The 22,208-nt window shown below is 59.3% G+C and carries 16 protein-coding genes; 8 read left to right on the plus strand and 8 right to left on the minus strand.

Annotated elements, in window-relative coordinates; translation table 11 throughout:
* Nucleotides 1-175: 175 nt before the first annotated feature.
* The 4 genes from purT to MD273_RS16980 are packed head-to-tail and all read right to left on the minus strand — an operon-like array spanning nt 176 to nt 2,675.
* Complete coding sequence (gene purT, locus MD273_RS16965; protein WP_239038983.1) at nt 176-1,372, minus strand: formate-dependent phosphoribosylglycinamide formyltransferase; 1,197 nt, start codon at nt 1,370-1,372, stop codon at nt 176-178.
* Between the two features lies 1 nt (nt 1,373).
* Nucleotides 1,374-1,556 carry a DUF1289 domain-containing protein gene (locus tag MD273_RS16970; RefSeq protein ID WP_239038984.1) on the minus strand — a complete coding sequence of 61 codons (183 nt, stop codon included), beginning with the start codon at nt 1,554-1,556 and terminating at the stop codon, nt 1,374-1,376.
* Nucleotides 1,553-2,086: a gamma carbonic anhydrase family protein gene (locus tag MD273_RS16975; RefSeq protein ID WP_239038985.1), complete on the minus strand. Its 534-nt coding sequence runs from the start codon at nt 2,084-2,086 to the stop codon at nt 1,553-1,555. Before MD273_RS16975 ends, MD273_RS16970 begins: the two co-directional genes overlap by 4 nt.
* A 1-nt stretch (nt 2,087) precedes the next feature.
* Nucleotides 2,088-2,675 carry an NUDIX hydrolase gene (locus MD273_RS16980; RefSeq protein WP_239038986.1) on the minus strand — a complete coding sequence of 196 codons (588 nt, stop codon included), beginning with the start codon at nt 2,673-2,675 and terminating at the stop codon, nt 2,088-2,090.
* A gap of 97 nt (nt 2,676-2,772) precedes the next feature.
* Between MD273_RS16980 and MD273_RS16985 the strand changes: the two genes are divergently transcribed.
* On the plus strand, nt 2,773-3,327 hold the full coding sequence (locus tag MD273_RS16985) for an NUDIX hydrolase (protein ID WP_239038987.1): 555 nt from the start codon (nt 2,773-2,775) through the stop codon (nt 3,325-3,327).
* Here the strand turns inward: MD273_RS16985 and MD273_RS16990 are convergent, their stop codons facing one another.
* Nucleotides 3,328-3,639 (minus strand): YqfO family protein, encoded by a 312-nt coding sequence (locus MD273_RS16990; protein WP_239038988.1) that lies wholly within the window; start codon nt 3,637-3,639, stop codon nt 3,328-3,330.
* A 416-nt stretch (nt 3,640-4,055) separates the two neighbouring features.
* Nucleotides 4,056-7,961: a phosphoribosylformylglycinamidine synthase gene (gene purL, locus MD273_RS16995; protein ID WP_239038989.1), complete on the minus strand. Its 3,906-nt coding sequence runs from the start codon at nt 7,959-7,961 to the stop codon at nt 4,056-4,058.
* A gap of 279 nt (nt 7,962-8,240) precedes the next feature.
* Between purL and mltF the strand changes: the two genes are divergently transcribed.
* Entirely contained in the window at nt 8,241-9,755 is a 1,515-nt protein-coding gene (gene mltF / locus MD273_RS17000) for a membrane-bound lytic murein transglycosylase MltF (protein WP_502846072.1), read from the plus strand.
* Between the two features lie 13 nt (nt 9,756-9,768).
* Here mltF and MD273_RS17005 read toward each other — a convergent pair whose 3' ends face one another.
* The gene (locus MD273_RS17005; RefSeq protein WP_239038991.1) at nt 9,769-10,248 is read right to left on the minus strand and encodes a regulatory protein RecX; all 480 of its coding nucleotides are present in this window, start codon (nt 10,246-10,248) and stop codon (nt 9,769-9,771) included.
* 188 nt (nt 10,249-10,436) lie between these two features.
* Here MD273_RS17005 and MD273_RS17010 point away from each other — a divergent pair, with 188 nt between their 5' ends.
* From MD273_RS17010 to MD273_RS17030, 5 genes are all read left to right on the plus strand, one after another.
* Nucleotides 10,437-12,905: a DUF349 domain-containing protein gene (locus MD273_RS17010; RefSeq protein WP_239038992.1), complete on the plus strand. Its 2,469-nt coding sequence runs from the start codon at nt 10,437-10,439 to the stop codon at nt 12,903-12,905.
* Between the two features lie 148 nt (nt 12,906-13,053).
* Nucleotides 13,054-14,262 (plus strand): acetyl-CoA C-acetyltransferase, encoded by a 1,209-nt coding sequence (locus MD273_RS17015; protein ID WP_239038993.1) that lies wholly within the window; start codon nt 13,054-13,056, stop codon nt 14,260-14,262.
* A 29-nt stretch (nt 14,263-14,291) separates the two neighbouring features.
* A complete protein-coding gene (locus MD273_RS17020) occupies nt 14,292-16,442 on the plus strand; it encodes a 3-hydroxyacyl-CoA dehydrogenase NAD-binding domain-containing protein (protein ID WP_239038994.1) in 2,151 nt (716 codons plus the stop codon).
* 222 nt (nt 16,443-16,664) lie between these two features.
* Complete coding sequence (locus MD273_RS17025) at nt 16,665-18,836, plus strand: carboxy terminal-processing peptidase (RefSeq protein WP_239038995.1); 2,172 nt, start codon at nt 16,665-16,667, stop codon at nt 18,834-18,836.
* Nucleotides 18,837-18,850: 14 nt separating this feature from the next.
* The gene (locus tag MD273_RS17030) at nt 18,851-19,591 is read left to right on the plus strand and encodes a helix-turn-helix domain-containing protein (protein WP_239038996.1); all 741 of its coding nucleotides are present in this window, start codon (nt 18,851-18,853) and stop codon (nt 19,589-19,591) included.
* On the opposite strand, the gene mtnA is transcribed toward MD273_RS17030, so the two are convergent.
* Nucleotides 19,580-20,641, minus strand: a complete 1,062-nt coding sequence (gene mtnA, locus MD273_RS17035) for an S-methyl-5-thioribose-1-phosphate isomerase (protein WP_502846073.1) — start codon at nt 20,639-20,641, stop codon at nt 19,580-19,582. The genes MD273_RS17030 and mtnA overlap by 12 nt on opposite strands.
* Before the next feature lie 212 nt (nt 20,642-20,853).
* Between mtnA and MD273_RS17040 the strand changes: the two genes are divergently transcribed.
* On the plus strand, nt 20,854-22,197 hold the full coding sequence (locus tag MD273_RS17040; protein WP_239038997.1) for a TRZ/ATZ family hydrolase: 1,344 nt from the start codon (nt 20,854-20,856) through the stop codon (nt 22,195-22,197).
* Nucleotides 22,198-22,208: the final 11 nt, after the last annotated feature.

Genomic DNA, 22,208 nt, shown 5'->3' on the forward strand with positions numbered 1-22,208 from the left:
GTGCGCATTCTACAGCCCTCAGGAAAACTGTCAACGACCAATTTTCAATTATTTTCCCGGACTTCGGTTTCCACCTATTCGACCGGTCAAATACCGATCAGTTCGTTCAAAAACCGTACTGGAAACACCCTGTCCCACCGGGAACTCGAAGCATCACCTACACAGGGGCGGTCAATCACACCTCTACTGTTATAGCAGCGGCTGCGTTCCGCGCCTTCGCCCTCGCCTCTTCTACCGTTTCGCCCCGGGCCAACGCCACACCCATGCGGCGCCTTCCTTTCAGTTCCGGCTTACCGAACAGGCGCAACTGGGTATCCGGCTCGGTCAGCGCCGACTGGAGATTCGAGTACGCCACCTCACCCGAATCTCCCTCAGGGAGAATCACCGCCGATGCGCTTGGGCCATTCTGGCGGATAGCCGGAATCGGCAGGCCGAGGATTGCCCGTGCGTGGAGCGCGAATTCCGACAGGTCCTGGGAAACCAGGGTTACCAGGCCGGTGTCATGGGGGCGGGGCGACACTTCGGAGAACCAGACATCATCGCCATTAACAAACAACTCGACGCCGTAAATTCCAAAACCTCCGAGGTCTTCAACCACCGCAGCAGCAATCTCCCGGGAACGTTCCAGCGCCCTGGCCGACATGGGCTGGGGTTGCCAGGACTCACGGTAGTCACCATCTTCCTGGCGATGCCCGATGGGGTCACAGAAGGAAACACCATCGCGATGCCGCACAGTCAGCAAGGTGATTTCATAATCAAAGTCTACGAATCCCTCAACGATGACTCGCCCCTTACCGGCACGACCACCGGTCTGGGCATACTCCCAGGCCGCTTCAATATCATCCTCCGTCCTGACCGTGCTCTGCCCCTTGCCAGAGGAACTCATGACGGGTTTGACCACCAGTGGCAGACCAACCTCCTTTACAGCGGCCAGGTACTCCTCCCGGCTACCGGCAAAGCGATAGGGAGACGTGGGCAGGCCGAGTTCTTCTGCAGCCAGGCGACGAATCCCTTCCCGGTTCATGGTCAGGTTCACCGCCCGGGCTGTCGGGATTACCCGATAACCCTCTTGCTCCAGCTTCACCAGCTCCGGGGTGGCAATCGCCTCTATTTCCGGAACAACCAGGTCCGGCTTTTCCTGCTCAATCACTGAGCGCAGAGCCGAAGCGTCAAGCATGTCGATCACGTGGGCGCGGTGGGCCACCTGCATCGCCGGTGCGTTGGCATAGCGATCGACGGCGATGACTTCCACGCCGTATCGCTGCAACTCGATGACCACTTCCTTACCAAGTTCACCGGAGCCGCAGAACAACACCTTGAAGGCGTTGCCCTTTAAAGGAGTACCGATGCGAACGGTGTTGTTTTCTGTCATATCAGAGCGCCACCTTTTCTTCTCTTTTTGCCACTTTGCGCAAGACTTCCCGTCGTTCATCATTACTCAACTGGGTCCAGCGCAGGATCTCGTCTCCGGTACGATGACATCCTATACAGACGTCGTTCTCGTCCAGGGCACATACACTCACGCAGGGTGAGCGGACTTTATCGGATACGTTCATTTATCGGGTTCGCAGGGTGTCAGTTGTTCAATATACCGGGCGCCATTTTCGACGTAATGGGCCGCGCTCATCTCCAGCATCTTCTTCTGGCTGTCATTGAGCTCACGTTTGATCTTTCCGGGCGAGCCCACCACCATGGATCCATCCGGAATCTCCATCCCTTCAGGAATCAGGGTATTGGCACCGATCAGGCAATGCTTGCCGATTTTGGCACCGTTCAGAACAACAGCATTGATTCCGATAAGAGAATAGTCCCCGATCTCGCATCCGTGCAGCATGACCTTGTGGCCAACCGTCACTCCCCGGCCAAGAGTGAGGGGAATCCCCGGATCGGTATGAAGCACAGAGCCGTCCTGGACGTTGGTTTCCGGGCCAATGGTGATCAGCTCGTTATCTCCGCGGATGACCACGTTGTACCAGACACTGCTCTTCTCCATCAGCTTCACATTACCGATCACGGTCGCATTGTGGGCAACAAACTGGTTATCGCCGTCCAGCTGCGGCCTGCGATCTCCAAGCTCGTAAAACATGTCAGCCTCCTACAGGGGGTTCCAGTAAATCAATCCGGGCATCGTACACTGCGTTCAGGAAGTCAACCAGAACCACGGCGGACAGGCCCCAGATCTGGTAACGCTCCCAGCGGTAGCACGGAACGTAAAAGGTGTTATTGAGAAAACTGAGAGCATCGGTGCGTTCCCGGCGATCTTCCAGAAAAAATGACAGGGGAACCCGGAACACACTCTCGATCTCGGCCGGATTGGGCTCAAGGGAGTGATCAGCGGGCACCACACCAACGTAAGGAGTAACCAGGATGCCATAGCGGGACATGACCTGGCTCAGCGGTGCAATCACTTCCACCTGCTCCGGTGGCAGGCCGATTTCCTCGTGGGTTTCCCGCAGCGCCGTCGCTACCAGGGACGGATCCCCGGGATCACGCTTTCCGCCGGGGTAAGCCACCTGTCCCCTGTGGGTACTCAGATTGGACGAGCGAAGCGTGAACACCATTTCCGGGTTGTGGGGATCGTCAGTAACCGGCACCAGGATCCCGGCTTCAGGATAGTCAAGGGCCAACTGCCTCGGTGCATAGTCAGCCAGTCGGTCTGTGAGGAAATCTCGCAAATCTGGTCTCCCGGGAACTTCTTTATGTTAGGTGAGACAGCAGCAGTCGGTATCGTTAAACTGACTACAAAACCAATTTCAGTATACGGGGCAAAACATGAAGTACTGCAGCACATGCGGCCATCCGGTGGAGCAACGCATCCCCGAGGGCGACAACCGGCACCGCTATGTCTGTGTCAGCTGCGAAACCATACATTACCAGAACCCACGGATTATCGCCGGCACCGTTCCGGTCTGGGAAGGAAAGATCCTGCTCTGCAAGCGCGCCATCGAACCCCGGTACGGCTACTGGACTCTGCCTGCGGGGTTCATGGAGAACGCCGAAACCACCATTGAAGCTGCGGCGCGTGAAACCCGTGAAGAGGCCCTCGCCGAGGTGACTATCGAGGGCCTGTTCTCAATCATCGATGTTCCGCACATCAACCAGGTACACATGTTTTACCGCGCCAACCTCATCGGAGGCCAATTCGGCGCCGGCGAGGAGTCCCTGGAGTCGAAGCTGTTTGCGGTCGAGGAGATTCCCTGGGACGAACTCTCCTTCCCCACGGTTCGCAAAACCCTGGAACTGTTCCTCGAGGATATGAAAACGGAGAACTACCAGGTCCACCTCAAAGACATCCGGCGACCGATGTCCGCCACGGGCAGGGCCTGATCAGAAATCCTCGATACGGAAAATCTCGTAGGCAGGTTCTTCGTAAGGATGGGCCTGCTTCAGCGCCTTCAGCGCGTCGCCAATGAGATTATCCTCGCACACCAGCTCCACCTTGAACTCATCCACCACCTCGACTTCTCCCTGGGAGCCCAGGTAGGGATCACTTCCCTCCAGCGGACGGAACTGCCCCTGGCCCCTGCACTGCCAGGCGCAACTATCGTAATCACCGATCCTGCCCGCTCCGGCAGCGAACAATGCCTGCTTGGTTTGCTCAAGGTGAGATTCCGGAACGAAATAGCACATCTTGTACATGAAAGCCCCCTGAGATATCGGATATTTTTTGTACAGATTAATGGCTTAGGAACTTACCCACAGAATCTGTGGATAACTCTGGGGAAAGTTTTTGGGAACATGCCCCGAACCCCCGTGATTACTGCACTTACCTCAAATTGGCGACAAATTGGCCCAACCCAACAACTCCAATATTTTCAAATAGTTATGAAGTTCGCCTAATTATTGAACCAATTTCCCGGGTTTTGTGCACAGATCGCACAGCGAAGCACCGGGAGTGTGCATAAAATAATTCAGTCAAGGAAATTTTTGCAAAATTCGGCGTATTTTCCCCTTGAAAATCGCCCCGAAAAGGAGCAAGCACTGAAACAAAAAAGCCGGCGCCGGAAAATGCTCTCCAGGAGCATCTCCGACGCCGGCTTCCGGTTCACGACAGTTTAGCCGAACCAGCGCCTCGCGTTACGGAACATCCGCAGCCACGGACCATCTTCCTGCCATCCTTCCGGACGCCACGAGTGCTGAACCGCACGGAAGACCCGTTCCGGGTGAGGCATCATGATGGTGACACGTCCGTCACGGGAGGTAACACCGGTGATTCCTCCCTCCGAACCGTTGGGATTATACGGATACCGGGTAGTCTCCTGGCCCCGATTATCGACATAGCGCAAGGCAACCAGCTCGTTCTCGGACAACGCCGCGGCAGAGGCGCCCGACGCGAACTCGACCCGCCCCTCGCCATGAGCGACGGCGATGGGCATCCTGGAGCCGGCCATTCCGTCGAGGAACGCGGACGGCGAGGGAGCAACCTCAACCATCACCAGACGGGCCTCGAACTGCTCGGACTGATTGCGCACGAAGCGCGGCCAGCCTTCACTGCCCGGAATCAGCTCATGGAGGTTGGACAGCATCTGGCAGCCGTTGCAGACACCAAGCGCCAGGGTATCCTGGCGATTGAAGAAGTGCGCGAACTGATCACGGACCCGGTCACTGAACAGGATCGACTTCGCCCAACCCTCGCCGGCACCCAGAACATCGCCATAGGAGAAACCACCACAGGCCACCAGGCTGTTGAACCGGTCCAGCGTCACACGGCCCGCCAGCAGATCACTCATGTGCACGTCCACGGCCTCGAAACCGGCTCGATCGAATGCCGCTGCCATCTCCACCTGGCCGTTCACGCCCTGCTCACGCATCACCGCCACTTTCGGGCGCGCTCCGGTGTTGATGTAGGGCGCGGCAACGTCCTCGTTAAGGTCAAAGCCGAGATCCACATGCAGGCCCGGATCTTCTGCATCCAGCAGGTTATCGAACTCCTCCCGGGCACAGTCGGCATTGTCCCTGAGGGACTGAATCCTGTAGCTGGTCTCTGCCCACAGGCGCTGGAGTTCCATACGGGACTCGTCCACAACTGTCTCGCCCTCGAAGCTCAGGCGAAGCCGATCTTCCTCATTCAGCGTGCCGATCACACTGGTGTGATCCCCCAGCCCGGCACCGGAGAATTGCTGAAGTACGAACCCGGTGTCCTCACGGCGAACCTGGATGACCGCACCCAGTTCCTCGTTAAACAGTTCGCGGGCAAACTGGGACGCATCCTCAGCGAGTCCATCAAGCTTGATATCCACGCCGGTATGGCCGGCAAAACACATCTCCGCCAACGTAACGAACAAGCCACCATCAGAACGATCGTGGTACGCAAGCAGTTTGCCATCTGCGTTCAGGCCCTGAATAACCGCAAAGAATGCCTTGACGTCTTCCGGGTCGTCCAGATCCGGTGCCACAGCACCGACGTGACGATACACCTGAGCCAACGCAGAGCCGCCCAGGCGGTTCTGGCCGGCGGCAAGATCAATCAGGATCAGATCGGTTTCACCGGAATCCGTCGCCAGCTGCGGCGTCAGTGTGCGAGCAACGTCTGTCACCGGCGCAAAACCGCTGATGATCAGGGACAACGGCGCCGTCACACTTTTCTGCTCGCCGCTTTCCTCCTCCCAGGTGGTCTTCATGGACATCGAGTCCTTACCCACCGGAATCGTGATACCGAGGGCCGGACACAGCTCCATACCGACCGCTCGCACGGTTTCATAGAGATTCTCGTCCTCGCCCGGGTGGCCGGCTGCGGCCATCCAGTTCGCGGACAGGCGGATATCGGACAGATTGGCAATCGGTGCGGCAGCCAGGTTTGTGATCACTTCACCCACCGCCATACGACCAGATGCCGGCGCGTCAATCACGGCTACCGGCGTGCGCTCGCCCATGGCCATAGCTTCACCGGTGCGTACATCGAAGGAGCTTGCGGTAACCGCCACGTCGCTCACCGGCACCTGCCAGGGGCCGACCATCTGGTCGCGCGCGACAAGGCCGGTAATGGTGCGGTCACCGATGGTGATCAGGAAGCTCTTGGACCCCACCGAGGGCAAGCGGAGTACCCGGCGGATCGCATCGTTCACATCGATTTTGGTGGAATCGAAAATCGGCTTGGTGAACGATGAACGGCTGATGCTCCGGTGCATGCGAGGAGGCTTGCCGAACAGCACTTCCATCGGCAGGTCCACCGGTTTGTCATCAAAATAGGAGTCGCCGAGCTCAAGGTGATGCTCTTCGGTGGCCTCACCAATGACGGCATACGGGCAACGTTCCCGACGGCACAGGGCATCAAACAGCTCCAGATTCTCCGGCGCAACCGCCATCACGTAGCGTTCCTGGGATTCGTTGCACCAGATTTCCAGTGGCGACATGCCCGGCTCATCGCTGGGAATATCACGAAGCTCGAATTTGCCCCCCCGGCCACCGTCCTTGACCAGCTCAGGCATGGCATTGGAAAGACCGCCTGCGCCGACATCGTGGATAAAGCAGATCGGGTTTTGATCACCCATTTGCCAGCAACGATCAATCACCTCCTGGCACCGGCGCTCCATCTCGGGGTTGTCCCGCTGGACAGAGGCAAAATCCAGGTTCTCGTTACTGGAACCGGAATCCATGGACGAAGCAGCACCACCGCCAAGGCCGATCAACATCGAGGGGCCACCCAGCACGATCAGCTTGGCCCCAACCGGAATGTTGCCCTTCTCCACGTGCTGTTCACGAATGTTGCCCAGGCCGCCGGCAATCATGATCGGCTTGTGATAGCCACGCACTTCCTCACCGGCCGGGCCCGGCACCTTTTCCTCAAAGGTACGGAAATAGCCCGCCAGGTTCGGGCGGCCGAATTCGTTGTTGAACGAGGCGCCACCGATCGGGCCTTCGATCATTATATCCAGAGCCGAGGCGATGCGGTCCGGTTTACCGTAACCGATTTCCCAGGGCTGGGGATCATCCGGCAGATTCAGGTTGGAGACGGTGAACCCGGTCAGGCCCGCCTTCGGCTTGGAGCCACGGCCGGTGGCGCCCTCGTCACGGATCTCGCCGCCGGAGCCGGTGGCAGAACCCTCGGCCGGTGCTATGGCTGTCGGATGGTTGTGGGTCTCCACCTTCATCAGAATGTGGATGTCTTCCTCGTTGTAACCGTAGACACCGGTTTCAGGGTCCGGGAAGAAACGGCCACCACGGCTGCCACGGATAACGGATGCGTTGTCCTTGTAGGCAGACAGCACGCCCTCGCTGTTCATTTCGTAGGTATTGCGGATCATCGCAAACAGCGATTTTTCCTGGCCTTCACCGTCGATATCCCACGACGCGTTGAAAATCTTGTGGCGACAATGCTCGGAGTTGGCCTGAGCGAACATCATCAGCTCGACGTCGGTCGGATCACGCTGAAGATCGGTAAAAGACTTCACCAGGTAATCGATTTCATCGTCCGCAAGCGCGAGGCCAAGATTACGGTTTGCCTTCACCAGGGCGTCACGCCCGCCCGCCAGCACCGGCACCCGGCCGAGAGTCCGTGGCTCCTCGTGACTGAACAGCAGTTCTGCGCCGCCCATCTCGTGGAAGACTTTCTGGGTCATCCGGTCGTGCAGAAGTGATGCGATCTTTTCGCGCTGATCCAGACCAAGCTTCCTGGAGGCACGAATGTAATAGGCGATGCCCCGCTCAATGCGGTGGATCTGGCGCAGTCCGCAATTGCGTGCGATATCCGTGGCCTTGCTCGACCACGGAGACAGGGTGCCGGGCCGCGGAACCACCAGAAACAGAATTCCGTCGGGCTCCTCTACAGGGACACTGGGACCATAGACCAGAAGGCGGTCGAGGATAGCCTGCTCGGAATCCGAGAGGTCAAACTCCAGGTCCACAAAGTGCATGAACTCTGCATAGACGTGTTCGACTTCAGGAACAATGTCCTGAATCCGGGAATGCAGCTTGCGGGAGCGGAAAGGCGAGAGCGCTGGTGCGCCGCGAAGTTCAAGCATGATATCAACCTGTATCGCGCGAAAGAGGAAATCCGGGTGCTATTTGAAAGGCCGCAATGATACTTGAAAGCGGAACGAGGATACAGCGCCGCTGCGGTTATTCCGGACCTGTAAAATTGACATTATTTTGCACATTAATTGAGCAGTTTTATTGACCATCCGCTGCGAGGCGGGGATCATGGTGAGTGTGGCAATGGACGCTACGCACAGCATGACAAAGGAATACGCTCGCTTTTTCTGAGCGTATCTGGCTACACAGCTGCGACGGAGTTCAGGGATTTGTCCAGATTTTTCAATCACCTCTGCGCCTCCCCGGCGCATTTTGCGTTTCTCCTAGGAGCCATTGTGGCTCTGACGGGTTGCTCGCGCCCGAGCACCGTGCAGGAGATCCAGAACGAGGGTGTTCTCCACGTCATTACCCGCGTTGCGCCCTCCATTTATTTTGAAGGTCGAGAGGGAGCAACCGGCTACGACTACGAACTCGCGAAGCGTTTCGCCGACGAACTGGGCGTTGAACTCAAAGTCCGCGTCGCCGAGGACAACACCGAGATCCTGTCGGTCCTGGAGCGCAATTATGCCCATATCGGCATAGCGGGCGTATCACAACAACCCGACTTCAAGGATAAGTATCAGTCCATCTCTACGGGGATCGAGGCCCAGTCGGTGGTGGTGTACCACCGGGATATGGAGCATCCCGAATCTCTGGAAGCCCTGAATGGACAAACCCTCCACCTGGTTGCTGACAGTGATCACGAGCACCTGCTGGGAACGTTGGCGGCTGATGCCGGCATTTCCTGGGAGGTTCACGCAGGACTGGACGCACCCGGCGTTCTGGCACGGGTGGAAAGCGGCGAATTCCCGTTCGCGGTCGTGTCTTCCAATGAACTTGAGCTCAACCATGTGTTCTACCCCCATGTGAAAGAGGCATTCGGCCTTGGCGAACCCAGGGAACTGGTATGGCTCTTTCCAAAGAAACAGGACGGCACGCTGGCGCAGGCTGCCGGCGACTACCTGCAACGCCTGGAGGATGAAGGTGTACTCGCGCAACTTTCCGAACGGTTTTACGGGCATCTGGACCGACTGAACTATGTGGGTGCGCGCACGTTCATGCACCATGTCGAGAACCGGTTGCCGAAATACGAGAAGCTGTTCCGGGAATATGCCAGAGACTTCAACATGGACTGGCGCCTGCTCGCGGCCATCGGGTACCAGGAGTCACACTGGCGGCCGAACGCGGTCTCGCCGACCGGTGTTCGCGGCCTGATGATGCTGACCCGCAACACGGCAAGTCATGTCGGCATCAACAACCGGCTGGATGCAGAGGAAAGCATCCAGGGGGGGGCCAAATACTTCCAGATGGTTCACGAAAAAATACCGGACCGAATTCCGGAACCGGATCGCACCTGGTTTGCGCTGGCCTCCTATAACGTCGGTTTCGGCCACCTGGAGGATGCCCGCAGACTCACCGAAAGCGCAGGCAAGAACCCGGACCGGTGGATGGATGTGAAAGAATTCCTGCCGCTGCTCGCCCAGAAGGAGTACTACACCAAGACACGGTATGGTTTTGCGCGCGGGCAGGAACCCGTGATCTACGTGCAGAATATCCGTCGCTACTACGACGTGCTGGCGCGTGTGATTACTCCCGCGACTCCCGACAAACCGGAGGAACCACAGATTGTAGGTCTGGAGCCTGAAACAGGTTCTGATTCGGACAAAGACCAGAAAGAGCCGGCAGCGTCGGCGCTCAGAGCCAGCCTGCCAAACGATCTGGGGCTGATTCCCCCCACCCTCTGAATACTCCATTGAATCAGTCCTCCGGCGGCTCCAGAGCGTCCAGAGCCCGCTCGACCTGAGCCGCCGAGAAGCCGCGACGGTTCAGAAATCTGGCCTGCCGCATTTTCTCATCCCAGTCCTCTCCCAGATCAGACAGGCCGAACCGCCGCTCCCGCAGCCGGATGGCAACGGCACACCATGCCTCATCGGTCATCTCATCAAGGCACTCCGGTGTCTGGTGAACACCCCGTTGCTGTAGCTCACCGAGAATTCTCAGCGGCCCGTAACCGAGATCCATCCTCTGGCGGGCATAGACATCCGCAAAGCGATGGTCGTCAAGCCAGCCCTGTTCCTCGTATTCGTCCAGTACCGTCTCGATGAGACTACTCTCGAAGCGGCGCTGTCTAAGCTTCATGGACAATTCCAGACGGCTATGTTCACGGCGGGCCAGCAATCTGAGGGCGGCCGCCCGTGCTTTGTATTCCTGATCGTCCTGATTTTCCTGTTTTGCCATTCAGACCCTTTCCGCGAACACATCCAAGACGCTAGACTAGCCACCGATTTTCAAAGCATGGCGCGGGAGCCAGGGGAAAACTGACCGATTCCGCGCTATGCCTGCGCCCGGCCCGAGAGGGCCGATGGACGGTGACGGCGCACTTTGCCGGACACCGAGGACTGGTTTCAATCCCAAAGGACACCTTCATGGCCGCATTTATCCAGAAACTGTTCAAATCCCGCAAGTCACCGGAGACTGCCGGAAAATCCCGCAAGGAAATCGCCGAACAGCCCAGGGTACCTCAGGAGGATTTGCGTGCCGATCAGAGGGAGAGCCAACTACAGTTACTCAAAGGCTCACCATCCCAGGAACAACTGGGCCAACTCGCCGTCGAGGGCGTCACGGCCGATATCCGTCTGTCAGCCGCCAAGGGCCTGAACGACCCCGAACAACTGCAAAAGGTCCAGAAACAGGCCAAGGGCCGGGACAAGGGTGTCTACCAGACCGTCAAACAGGCGTTGCAGACCCACCGCGAGGAGCTGGAACGACAGGAGAGCATTGCCCGCTCCATCGCCACGCTCATCAGCAATGCCCGGGAGCAGGCCCGCAGCGAAGACACCAAGCTTTTCCAGGCGCGGTTGGAAGCGCTGACCAACCAGTGGAAGGAACTGGAAAGCCAGGCCACCGCCGAACAGATCCAGCAATTCCTGGAGGCCATTCACCGCTGCCGGGAGCGTCTGCAGGATATTGAGGCTGCGCGTGCGGAAGAAAAACGCCACAGCGAGCAGCGCCGCCAGCGCGAAGAAACCCTTGAGCTACTCACAGGCACTCTGGAAGATCTCAAAGCCGGCTCCAGCGATGCCCTTCCCTCGCTGTCCTCCCTGGATGCGCTTCAGAGAACCCAGGAAAACCGTTGGCTCGAAGCGACCCGGGACACCGAAGTGTCGCGGCAGGAGCAAAAGGCCTACGAAAGTTCCATGCAAGCCCTGAAAAACCATCTGTCCGCGCTCCGACGTTTGACCCAGGAACGCGACCGAATCCAGGAACTCACGGGACTCCTGGATTCCGATCAGGCTATCACAACCGGACAGCAGGACCAGGCCAAGGCTCTTATCCGGGAAATCGACTGGCCCGCGGACTTCCCGAAGCCCGCACTGCTTGATCGGTTGCGCAAACTGGCAGGCAAGCGCCCGGAAAAGCCCGTGCAGAGTGAAGACAAGGGCGATCAGAAAGCACGTACCGAGCAGCTGAAAACCACCCTGGGCAAACTTGAGGCCGCACTGGAAGCCAAGCTGTTCAAAGAGTCCCGGCAACTGCTCAAAACTGCTCAGAACCAGTTCCGGGAACTGGACCAGCGCCACGCCAAACCCTTCCAGGCCCGCATGCAGCTGCTCATGGGCCAGTTCCGGGAGCTCAGCGACTGGCAGGGCTTTGCCACAGAGCCCAAGCAGATCACTCTTTGCGAACAAATGGAATACCTCGCCGAGCAGCCCATGGAGCCGGAAGCGAAGGCAGAACGCATCAAGGAACTGCAAACAGAGTGGCGAAAGTTGGGCGGTTCCTCCGACCGGACCCTGTGGACCCGCTTCAAGTCGGCCTCCGACCGTGCTTTCGAGCCCTGCAAGGCCTATTTCGAGGCGAAATCCGGACTCAAACAGGCCAACCTGGAAAAACGCCAGGCCATTTGTGACGAGCTACAGACCTTCCTTGAGCAGGCTGACTGGGACAACATCGACTGGAAAGGCGCCGAACGCATCCACCAGACCGCGCGCCAGGAATGGAAAGCGGCCTGGCCGGTAGAGTTCCGTGACAACCGGCAGGTGCAAAAACGGTTCGACGAGCTGCTGAAGCGTCTTGAATCGCCACTGGACGAGGAGCGCCGGAAGAACGAAGGTCTTAAGCAGGCCATCGTGAACAGGGCCGAGACGCTGATCGAACATGAACCCCTGCAGGAGGCGATGAACGAGGCCAAGGCCCTGCAATCCGAATGGAAAGCCATCGGCATCACCCGCCACCGCGAGGATCGCAAGCTCTGGCAAGCCTTCCGCAAAGCCTGTGACCAGATTTTCGCCCGCCGCGACGCTCAACGAAACGCTCGCCAGGAGGCGACCGAAGCCGCTGACCGGAAAGCCTCCGAGCTTCTTGGGCAACTTGCCGGCGTCACACAGGAAAGCCCTGAAGAGACCCTCCGGGACGCTCTGGAAAAGCTTCGGGAGGTGAAAGGCAATGCCCTCTCCTCCGATATGAGGGATCGGATCCAGGCCACCAGGCTGCAACTCCAGCAAGCACTCGACAACAGTCTCCTTCAGGAAAAAGTCGCCCGATGGCAGGAACTGGTCAGGGTGCGGGGCAACGGTGGCGTGGATCCGTCCGATCTGCCAGATCACTGGCGCACGCTGGCGACGGAGCAGGCCGACCTCCCGGAGCGGGAACTGGTCATCCGGGCCGAAATACTCGCGGGCACGGAATCGCCGGCGGAAGACCAGCAACTCCGAATGGAAATCCAGGTGCAGCGGCTGGCCGAGGGCATGGGCAACACCGAGCAGTCCGATGACCGTCTCGCAGAACTCGAGAAGCTCGTCGCGCAGTGGTGCCTGCAATCCTCCGAGAGCACCGCGGAACCTGCGCTCTCGGAGCGGCTCAACCTTGCTCTCGCGGGCATCACCCGCCAGTAAAACCGCCTGGCGGCGTTGCCAACCGACGGCACCCTGAGCAATTTCGCCAATGGGATTGGCAGCCCGCGTCATTACCCACCCTGCCCTGCAGGGGCTATGGTTAGTCGACTGATTATGACAATCCGACACAACCATCAGAGGAAAGGTAATGACCACCGAGGCGTATATCTTTGACGCAGTCCGCACCCCACGGGGTCGCGGCAAAAAAGACGGTTCGCTGCACAGCGTCAAACCGATCACCCTGCTGACCACCGTGCTCACATCGCTGCAGGGGCGCAACAGCCTTGATACCGCTCAGGTGGACGACATCGTGATGGGCTGTGTCACCGCCGTCGGCGATCAGGGCGCGGACATCGCCAAGACTGCAGCCCTCGCGGCAGACTGGGACGAGAAAGTCGCCGGGGTCACCCTCAACCGATTCTGCGCCTCCGGCCTGGAGGCCGTGAACCTCGCCGCCATGAAAGTGCGCTCCGGCTGGGAAGACCTGGTGGTCGCCGGGGGTGTGGAAGCCATGTCCCGAGTCCCCATGGGATCCGACGGCGGCGCCTGGGCCACCGACCCGGAAACCAACCTTCACACCGGCTTTATGCCCCAGGGCATCGGTGCCGACCTGATCGCAACCATTGAAGGCTTCAGTCGCGAGGATGTAGACGGCTTCGCAGTCCGATCCCAGCAGAAAGCCGCCAACGCCTGGGAAAAGGGTTATTTCAGCAAATCCATCATTCCCGTCACCGACCAGAACGGCGTGGTCATACTCGACCGTGACGAGCACGTGCGTGGCAACACCACCCTGGAATCGCTGGCCGGCCTCAAACCTTCCTTCCAGATGATGGGGGAAATGGGCTTTGACGGCGTCGCCCGGGAAAAATACCACTACGTGGAAAAGATCAACCATGTGCACCACGCCGGCAACTCCTCCGGCATCGTGGACGGCGCGACCGCCATGCTCATCGGCAGCGAAGCCAAGGGCAAAGCGCTGGGCCTGACGCCGCGGGCCCGCATTGTTGCTACCGCAGTCACCAGCACCGACCCGACCATCATGCTGACCGGCCCTGCCCCGGCGGCCCGAAAGGCACTGGAAAAAGCCGGCATGACTGCAGATCAGATTGACCTGTTTGAAGTGAATGAAGCCTTCGCCTCAGTGGTGATGCGCTTCCAGAGGGAACTCTCGGTTCCGGACGAGAAAGTGAACGTGAACGGTGGCGCCATTGCGATGGGCCACCCCCTGGGCGCGACTGGCGCCATCATCCTCGGCACCCTGCTGGATGAGCTGGAACGCCGTGAATTGCGCTATGGCCTCGCCACCCTCTGTGTCGGCGGCGGCATGGGCATAGCCACCATCATCGAGCGCGTTTGAACCCACGTTCCAGAACAGGAGAACCGAACATGAGTGCCATCAAATATGAACTGGGTTCAGATCAGATCCTGACCCTCACCATCGACATGCAGGGCCAGTCTGCCAATACCATGAACGCGGAGTTCCGCGCCGGGCTGTCTGAGACTGTCAGCCGGGTAAAGGCAGACCTCGACAACATCCGCGGCATCATCATCACCTCTGGCAAGAAAACCTTCTTTGCCGGCGGCGATCTCAAGGAGCTGCACAGCGTCACCCGGGACCAGGCCAAAGAATTCGAAGACATGGTCAATGGCCTCAAGGCCGACCTGCGCTTCCTGGAAACCACCGGCAAGCCCCTGGTGGCAGCCATCAACGGTACTGCCCTCGGCGGCGGTCTGGAAATTGCCCTCGCCTGTCATCACCGTATCGCCCTGGATGACGACAGCATTCAACTGGGTCTGCCGGAAGTCACCCTGGGCCTGTTACCCGGAGGCGGCGGTACCCAGCGACTGCCCCGGATGATTGGTCTGGAAGCCGCCTTCCCCTTCCTGATGGAAGGCAAGAAGGTGAACCCCGAGGCGGCTCTGAAAGCCGGCATCGTGGATGAACTGGTCAGCGCGCCGGAAGAATTGCTGAGCACCGCCCGGGCCTTTATCGAGGCACATTCGGAAAAGCAGCAGCCGTGGGACCAGAAGGGCTTCAAGTTTCCCGGCGGCGCACCACATCACCCGGCCATGGCCCAGAAGCTCGCCATTGCTCCAGCCATGCTCAAGCAGAAAACCAGGGGCTGTTATCCGGCGCCCGAGCGCATCCTGTCTGCCGCCGTCGAGGGTGCGCAGGTGGATTTCGACAATGGCAGCCTGATCGAGACCCGTTACTTCACCGAACTCGTGACCGGCCAGGTAGCCAAGAACATGACCGGCACTTTCTGGTTCCAGCTCAATGCCATCAAGGCGGGGGGCAGCCGGCCGGAAGGCGTTGATAAGGCAACCTTCAGCAAGGTCGGTGTGCTGGGTGCTGGCATGATGGGTGCCGGCATCGCCTATGCCACAGCCGTCCGCGGTATCGACGTGGTTCTGAAGGATGTGTCTGTGGCAAATGCGGAGAAAGGCAAAGGCTACTCCGAGCAGTTGCTGGACAAGAAGGTCAGCCGCGGCCGTATGACCGATGAACAGAAAGTCAGCATCCTGGATCGTATCCGAGCCACCGATTCTGCCGAAGATCTGGACGGTTGCGACCTGATTATCGAGGCCGTGTTCGAGGACAGCGACCTGAAAGGCAAGGTAACCCGCGAAGCAGAGCCAAAAATGGTGGCTAACGGTATCTTCGCCTCCAACACCTCCACCATTCCCATTACCCAGCTGGCCGAGGCATCCGGCAAGCCCGAAAACTTCATCGGCCTGCACTTCTTCTCGCCGGTGGACAAGATGCAACTCGTGGAGATCATCGTGGGCGCGAAAACTTCCGATGACACCCTGGCCCGGGCGTTCGATTACGTCCAGCAGATCGGCAAGATTCCGATCGTGGTGAACGACAGCCGGGGCTTCTTCACCTCCCGCGTGTTCGGGACCTTCGTGAACGAAGGCATTGCCATGCTGGGCGAAGGCATTCATCCCTCAAGCATCGAGAATGCCGGCCTGTTGGCGGGCATGCCGGTAGGACCACTGGCTATTTCCGACGAAGTCAGCATGACACTCATGCAACACATCCGGGATCAGAGCAGGAAGGACACCGAGGCAGCCGGAGGCACCTGGAACGCCCACCCCGCCGAGGCAATCATCGATGCCATGGTCAACGAGCATGACCGCAAGGGCAAGGCCGCCGGCGCCGGTTTCTATGAGTATCCGGACAAGGGGCGGAAATACCTCTGGCCCGGGCTTGAGAACCTGTTCGTGGACGAGGCCAAGGCCCGCAGTACGGCACTGCAGGACCTCAAGGACCGAATTCTGTTCATCCAGGCCATCGAAACGGTGCGCTGCCTCGAGGAAGGCGTGTTGAGGACCGTCGAAGACGCCAATATCGGCAGCATCTTTGGCATCGGTTATGCACCCTGGACCGGCGGTGCCATCCAGTTCATCAACCAGTACGGCGTGCGCGCCTTCACCGAACGCGCCCGGGAACTGGAAGCGCAGTACGGCGAGCGATTTGCGCCGCCCCGCCTGCTCCTGGAGAAGGCAGAAGCCTGCACCGACTTCGCCTGATCCCGACCGGCCAGCGGGTGTTGTTCATCCGCTGGCCGCCTTATCCCGTCGTTTGCCCGTTCCCGTTACCAACCTGACCATTTCATGGACAGATTGTCACGAACCGATACTCCCTGCCTATGGCAACAGGGGTAGCGCTTGCCTACAATAAATTTATCGCTCACGGGTTCAACGCCGCCAGGATCTGGCTGCGGATGACCCAGCACCGTCAGGTAAGTATTTATGACCATCGCGGAAAATATCATGTCCCGTCGCCGTTCATTCACTGGTCGAGGAAAGGGCTTGTGCCGTGCTCTGGCAGTCGCATTGCTGGTCTCAACACCGTTGGGACTGCAGGCGAAGATGGACGAGAGCCAGGTATACGAGCCGGTGGCCCCGACCATCGATCAGGCCCGGGCCAATATCCTGATCGCCCGCCAGTTGCAGTTCACCCATTTCCGCGACCTGGGGATCAGCGACGAGCTTTCCGGAGACGTCTTCGATGCCTACCTGGAGTATCTCGACGGACAGAGGATCTACCTGACCCGCGAGGACATCCAACGGTTTGACCGGGTAAAACCCCAGCTTGGCTCGGCCCTGAAGACCGGCCAGCTCCAGCCCGGCTTCGACATCTACAACCTGGTTCAGCAGCGCATCATCGAACGCCTCCAGTTTGCCCTGAAAACGATCAACCAGGGCATTGGCAGCCTGGATTTCTCCACCGACGAAACCATCCTGCTCGACCGCACGGAGGCTGACTGGGCGGAGAATACGGCTGCCCTGAATGAACTCTGGACCCGACGCATCAAGAATGCAGTTTTGGCTCAGCGTTTGAACGGCACCGACGACGAAAAGATCGAGGAAAACCTGCGCCAGCGCTATGAAGGCCAGCTGAAGCGTGCCTACCAGGCTCGCAGCGAAGACGCGTTCCAGGCCTACATGAATGCCTTCACCGGCATGTGGGATCCTCATACCTCCTATTTCTCACCGCGCACCTCCGAGAACTTCAACATCAACATGAGCCTTTCTCTGGAAGGGATTGGTGCGGTTCTGCAATCCGATAACGAGTTCACCAAGGTTGTTCGGCTCGTGCCGGGTGGTCCGGCTTCCAAGCAGGGACAGCTGCAGCCAGCCGACCGGATTGTTGCTGTCGGCCAGGAGGGCAAAAAAACCGTGAATGTGATTGGCTGGCGCCTCGATGAGGTGGTGGATCTTATCCGCGGCCCGCGGGATTCCGTGGTGACCCTGGAAGTGATTCCCGCCAACGCCTCGGACGAAACCGTTACCAAGACCATCGCCATCAAACGGGATGAAGTGAAGCTGGAGGAGCAGAGCGCCAGCAAGGACGTTATCGAGCTGGAACGTGGTGGTGAAGACTACAAGGTCGGCGTGATTACCATCCCGACGTTCTACGCCGATTTCCAGGCCATGCAGGCCGGCGATCCGAACTACAAGAGCACCACGCGGGATGTACGGGAGCTGATCCGGGAATTACAGCAGGACGGCATCGACGGCCTGGTGGTTGACCTGCGCAATAACGGCGGCGGCGCCCTGCACGAGGCCAACGATCTGGTCGGCCTGTTTATTGACCAGGGCCCGACAGTACAAATCCGCAATGCCAACAACGATGTGCAGGTCCTGAATGACGGCGACCCGTCCGTTGCCTACGACGGCCCGCTGGTGGTTCTGGTGAATCGCATGAGCGCTTCGGCATCGGAAATCTTTGCCGGCGCAATCCAGGATTATGGCCGTGGTCTGGTGGTCGGCTCCCAGACTTTCGGCAAAGGCACCGTACAGGCGGTCCGGCCTCTGAACCATGGTCAGCTGAAAATCACCCAGTCCAAGTTCTATCGGGTTTCCGGCGGCTCAACCCAGCACAAGGGCGTGATTCCCGACATCGAGATTCCTTCCCGGATCGACAAGACCCGCATCGGTGAGGATGCCCTCGACCATGCCCTGCCCTGGGACCAGATCGAAGCGGTACCCCACACCCGCTACTTCGATTTCAGCGGCATCATCGGTGAACTGCGCAAGCGCCACGAATCCCGGTTTGACACCAATCCAGAATTCAAACTGCTCCAACGGGAAATCGAATTCCTCGAGAAACAGCGGCAGCTGGAGACCGTCAGCCTGAACTTTGACAAACGCAAGGCGCAGCATGAGCAGATCGAGCGTACCCGGCTGACCATTGCCAATGCCCGCAGGGAACTTCGGGGAGAGGAACCGTTTGATTCTCTGGAGGCTCTCGAAGAATGGCAGGATGCCCAGGCGGCCGACCTGGACACCACCGATGAGGAGCTGGACTTCGTGATCCGTGAGGGTGGCCACATCATGGCCGACATGTTGGAGCTGGATCAGCAGATGGCTTCCATCCTCCAGCTCCGACACTTCGCTGTGCAGGCACCTGCCCAGTAAGTCAGTGCTCCAGAATGACCTCCAGGAAGGAAGCGCCGAAAAGCAGCCAGCAGAATGCCCGAGAGATCCGGGACATGCTGCTGGATGCGCTCCACGCCATGAAGTCGATGGAAAAAGTGGAAGCCATCGAGAAGTCCGGCACCACGGCAAAAGCGCCTGAGAGCCTCGTCGACCGAATCTACCAGCTCACCGGATCCGCCCTTCGCTTCGGCGCCCGCGCCACCGACACGTCTCTCCGTTTCGGCCGCGCCCTGATCAACTCCCAGGACCAGCTCCGGGCCATGCTACTCGCCGGCCAGTCCCTGAAGGACAGCCGTGAGGTTGCCGGCCTCACGCTGACGGAGATGAGCGAGGCGCTCAATCTGAAGGACAAATCGGTACTGGAAGCCATCGAAAATGGCACCGCCACCCTGTCCTTCGAACTGATCCTGCGTCTGGCGGCGCTGATTGCCCGCAACGATCCAATCCCGTTCATAATGCGCACTACCCGGAACTACAACCCCGAAGTGTGGAAGCTACTGAACGATTGGGGTGTTGGAAGGCTGCCCCTGCAGTTTGAACGGGAGCGGGAATTCATCAACATATTCCGCCGCCACGATGACGCCCGAAATCTGTCCGATGAGGGGTTCCGGCGGGTACTGGAATTCACCCGCCAGAGCTTCGAGATGTCTCTCCACTTCGTGGAGGAACAGGAGCAGGAGGTCCGCAGACTGAAAGACCACTACGAGGGCGGAGATGACACCTCAACCGAATAGTGCACGCATGCCGGTAATGTTCGGGTTGTGGATGACACCCTTTTCCGTGACGATGGCGTCGATCAGACTGGCCGGGGTCACATCGAACACCGGGTTGAAGACCCTTATGCCCGGCGGTGACAGAGGAATCCCACGGATTTCACGCACTTCATTGCCTTCCCGCTCCTCGATCGGTATGTCACGGCCGGAGGCGAGCGACATATCCACCGTACTGGACGGTGCCACCACCATAAATCCCACCTTGTGGTGACGGGCCAGCACCGCCAGGCTGTAGGTTCCGATCTTGTTGGCCACATCGCCGTTGGCGGTGATGCGGTCTGCCCCCACCACAATCCATTTCACCTTGCCGCTCGCCAGAATGGCCGCAGCCGCGCCATCGGCATTCAACGTGACCGGGATACCATCCCGGGACAGCTCCCAGGCGGTCAGCCGGCTGCCCTGCAACCACGGCCGGGTTTCATCGGCGTAGACCCGTCGCAACAGTTTTTTCTCGTACAGCCGGCGAATCACGCCCAGTGCAGTGCCATAACCGCCCGTGGCCAGGGCCCCGGTGTTGCAATGAGTCAGCACCGAAATCGGCTTCTCCGGATTCATGAATTCCAGCGCATGATCCGCCATGGCGAAATTGGCTTCCAGATCCTCGTGGTGAATGATCCTGGCTTCGGCGGCCAGACGCTTCTCGGCCTCGTCCAGGGAATGACACTCGTGGAAAACCTTTTCCATGCGTTGCAACGCCCAGAACAGATTGACCGCCGTCGGACGGGACTCTGCCAACTCGCGTATGGCCTGCCGGATTTCTGCCTTCCAGTCGCCACCACCTGCATGGCGGGCCGCCAACGCGACGCCGTAGGCCGCGCTGATGCCGATCGCCGGTGCGCCCCGCACCACCATGTCCCGGATGCACTGGGCGACACCGGAAGCCCCCTCCGAGGTTATCCAGTGCTCTTCCGTTGGCAGCAATCGCTGATCCAGTAACTCCAGGGAGTGCCCATGCCAACGCATGGCCACGGTACCGATGTTGCGTTCATCCGGACGGGATTCATTCGCCATAAAGCTGCTCCGTGTCAGTCCTTCAAAAGCCCGCAGTATAGCGGCGATGGTGAGGGAAGCACCCTGAAAATTCGCCCTTACCCATTACGTTGGTGCCATCCAGCACATTAAACAAGCCCCCGGGTAGTCCTTGTCGCGGCCACTGGTTATACTTTCGGGCTACATTTCATTCCGGAGCGCACACGCTGCGTCCAGCGCTGTAAGGCAGGTCCATGACGGCAGAAATCATCACCACCGCGGCTGATATCCGAATCAATGCCAGATGGGTGATCCCCATCGAACCCGCCGGAGTCATCCTGGAAAACCACGCCATCATCCTGCAGGGATCGCGGATTCTTGCCCTGTTACCACAGGAGGAGGCCGACCGTGACTACCGGGCCCGTGAAACCATTGACCTGACCGAACACGTGGTCATGCCCGGCCTGATCAACATGCACGGCCATGCTGCCATGTCCCTCTTCCGGGGCATGGCTGACGATCTGCCACTGATGACCTGGCTGAATGACCACATCTGGCCAGCCGAGCACCAGTTCATTGGCGAACAGTTCATTGCCGACGGCACCCAGCTGGCCATGGCCGAGATGCTGCGCACCGGCACCACGACATTCTCGGACATGTATTTCTTCCCGGAGCTGGTCGCCCAGGCCGCCCACGATGTCGGCATGCGGGCACAGGTGTGTTTCCCGCTTATCGACTTCCCCACCGCCTGGGGTTCAGGGCCCGAGGAATACCTGAGAAAAGGGGCGGAGCTGATCGAGGCCTGGAAACATGACGAATACATCACGCCGGCCATCGGACCCCATGCGCCCTACACCGTATCTGACGGACCACTGGCCGATGCCCTGTCGCTCTCCAAGGCGACCGGCGCGAGGATCCAGATCCACCTGCACGAGACCGCCTTCGAGGTGACAGACGCGGTCGAGAAGTTCGGACAACGGCCGACAGGGCGCATCGACGAAAAAGGGCTGCTGGGGCCGCATACCCAGTGCGTGCACATGACCCAGATCGACGACTCCGACATTGAACGGCTGACCATCAGCGGCGCACACGTGATTCACTGCCCCGAGTCCAACCTCAAGCTGGCCAGCGGTTTCTGCCCGGTGCAGAAACTTATCGACCACGGCGTCAATGTCGCCATCGGCACCGACGGCGCAGCCAGCAACAATGATCTCGATCTCTTTGGTGAACTACGCAGTGCCGCCATGGTCGCCAAAGCCGTCGCCGGAGACGCCGCCGCAGTGTCCGCCCACCAGGCACTGGCCATGGCCACGATCAATGGTGCCCGGGCATTGGGCCGCGAGCACGATCTTGGCTCCCTGGTACCCGGCAAACTGGCTGACATCATCGCCATCGACCTGAGCGACCCATTCCTGCAACCGGTCTACGACCCCGCGTCCCACCTGGTGTACAGCAACCATGCCCGGGCGGTAAGCCATAGCTGGATTCACGGCGTACCTCAGTTACAGGATGGCAAACTGACCCGGATCGACGTGGCCGACCTCATGCTAAGGGTCAATGACTGGCGCGACCGTATCCGGCAATATCAGGCCCAATAACCGATTTCAGA

Source organism: Marinobacter sp. C7, assembly GCF_022343555.1.
Taxonomy (GTDB): domain Bacteria; phylum Pseudomonadota; class Gammaproteobacteria; order Pseudomonadales; family Oleiphilaceae; genus Marinobacter.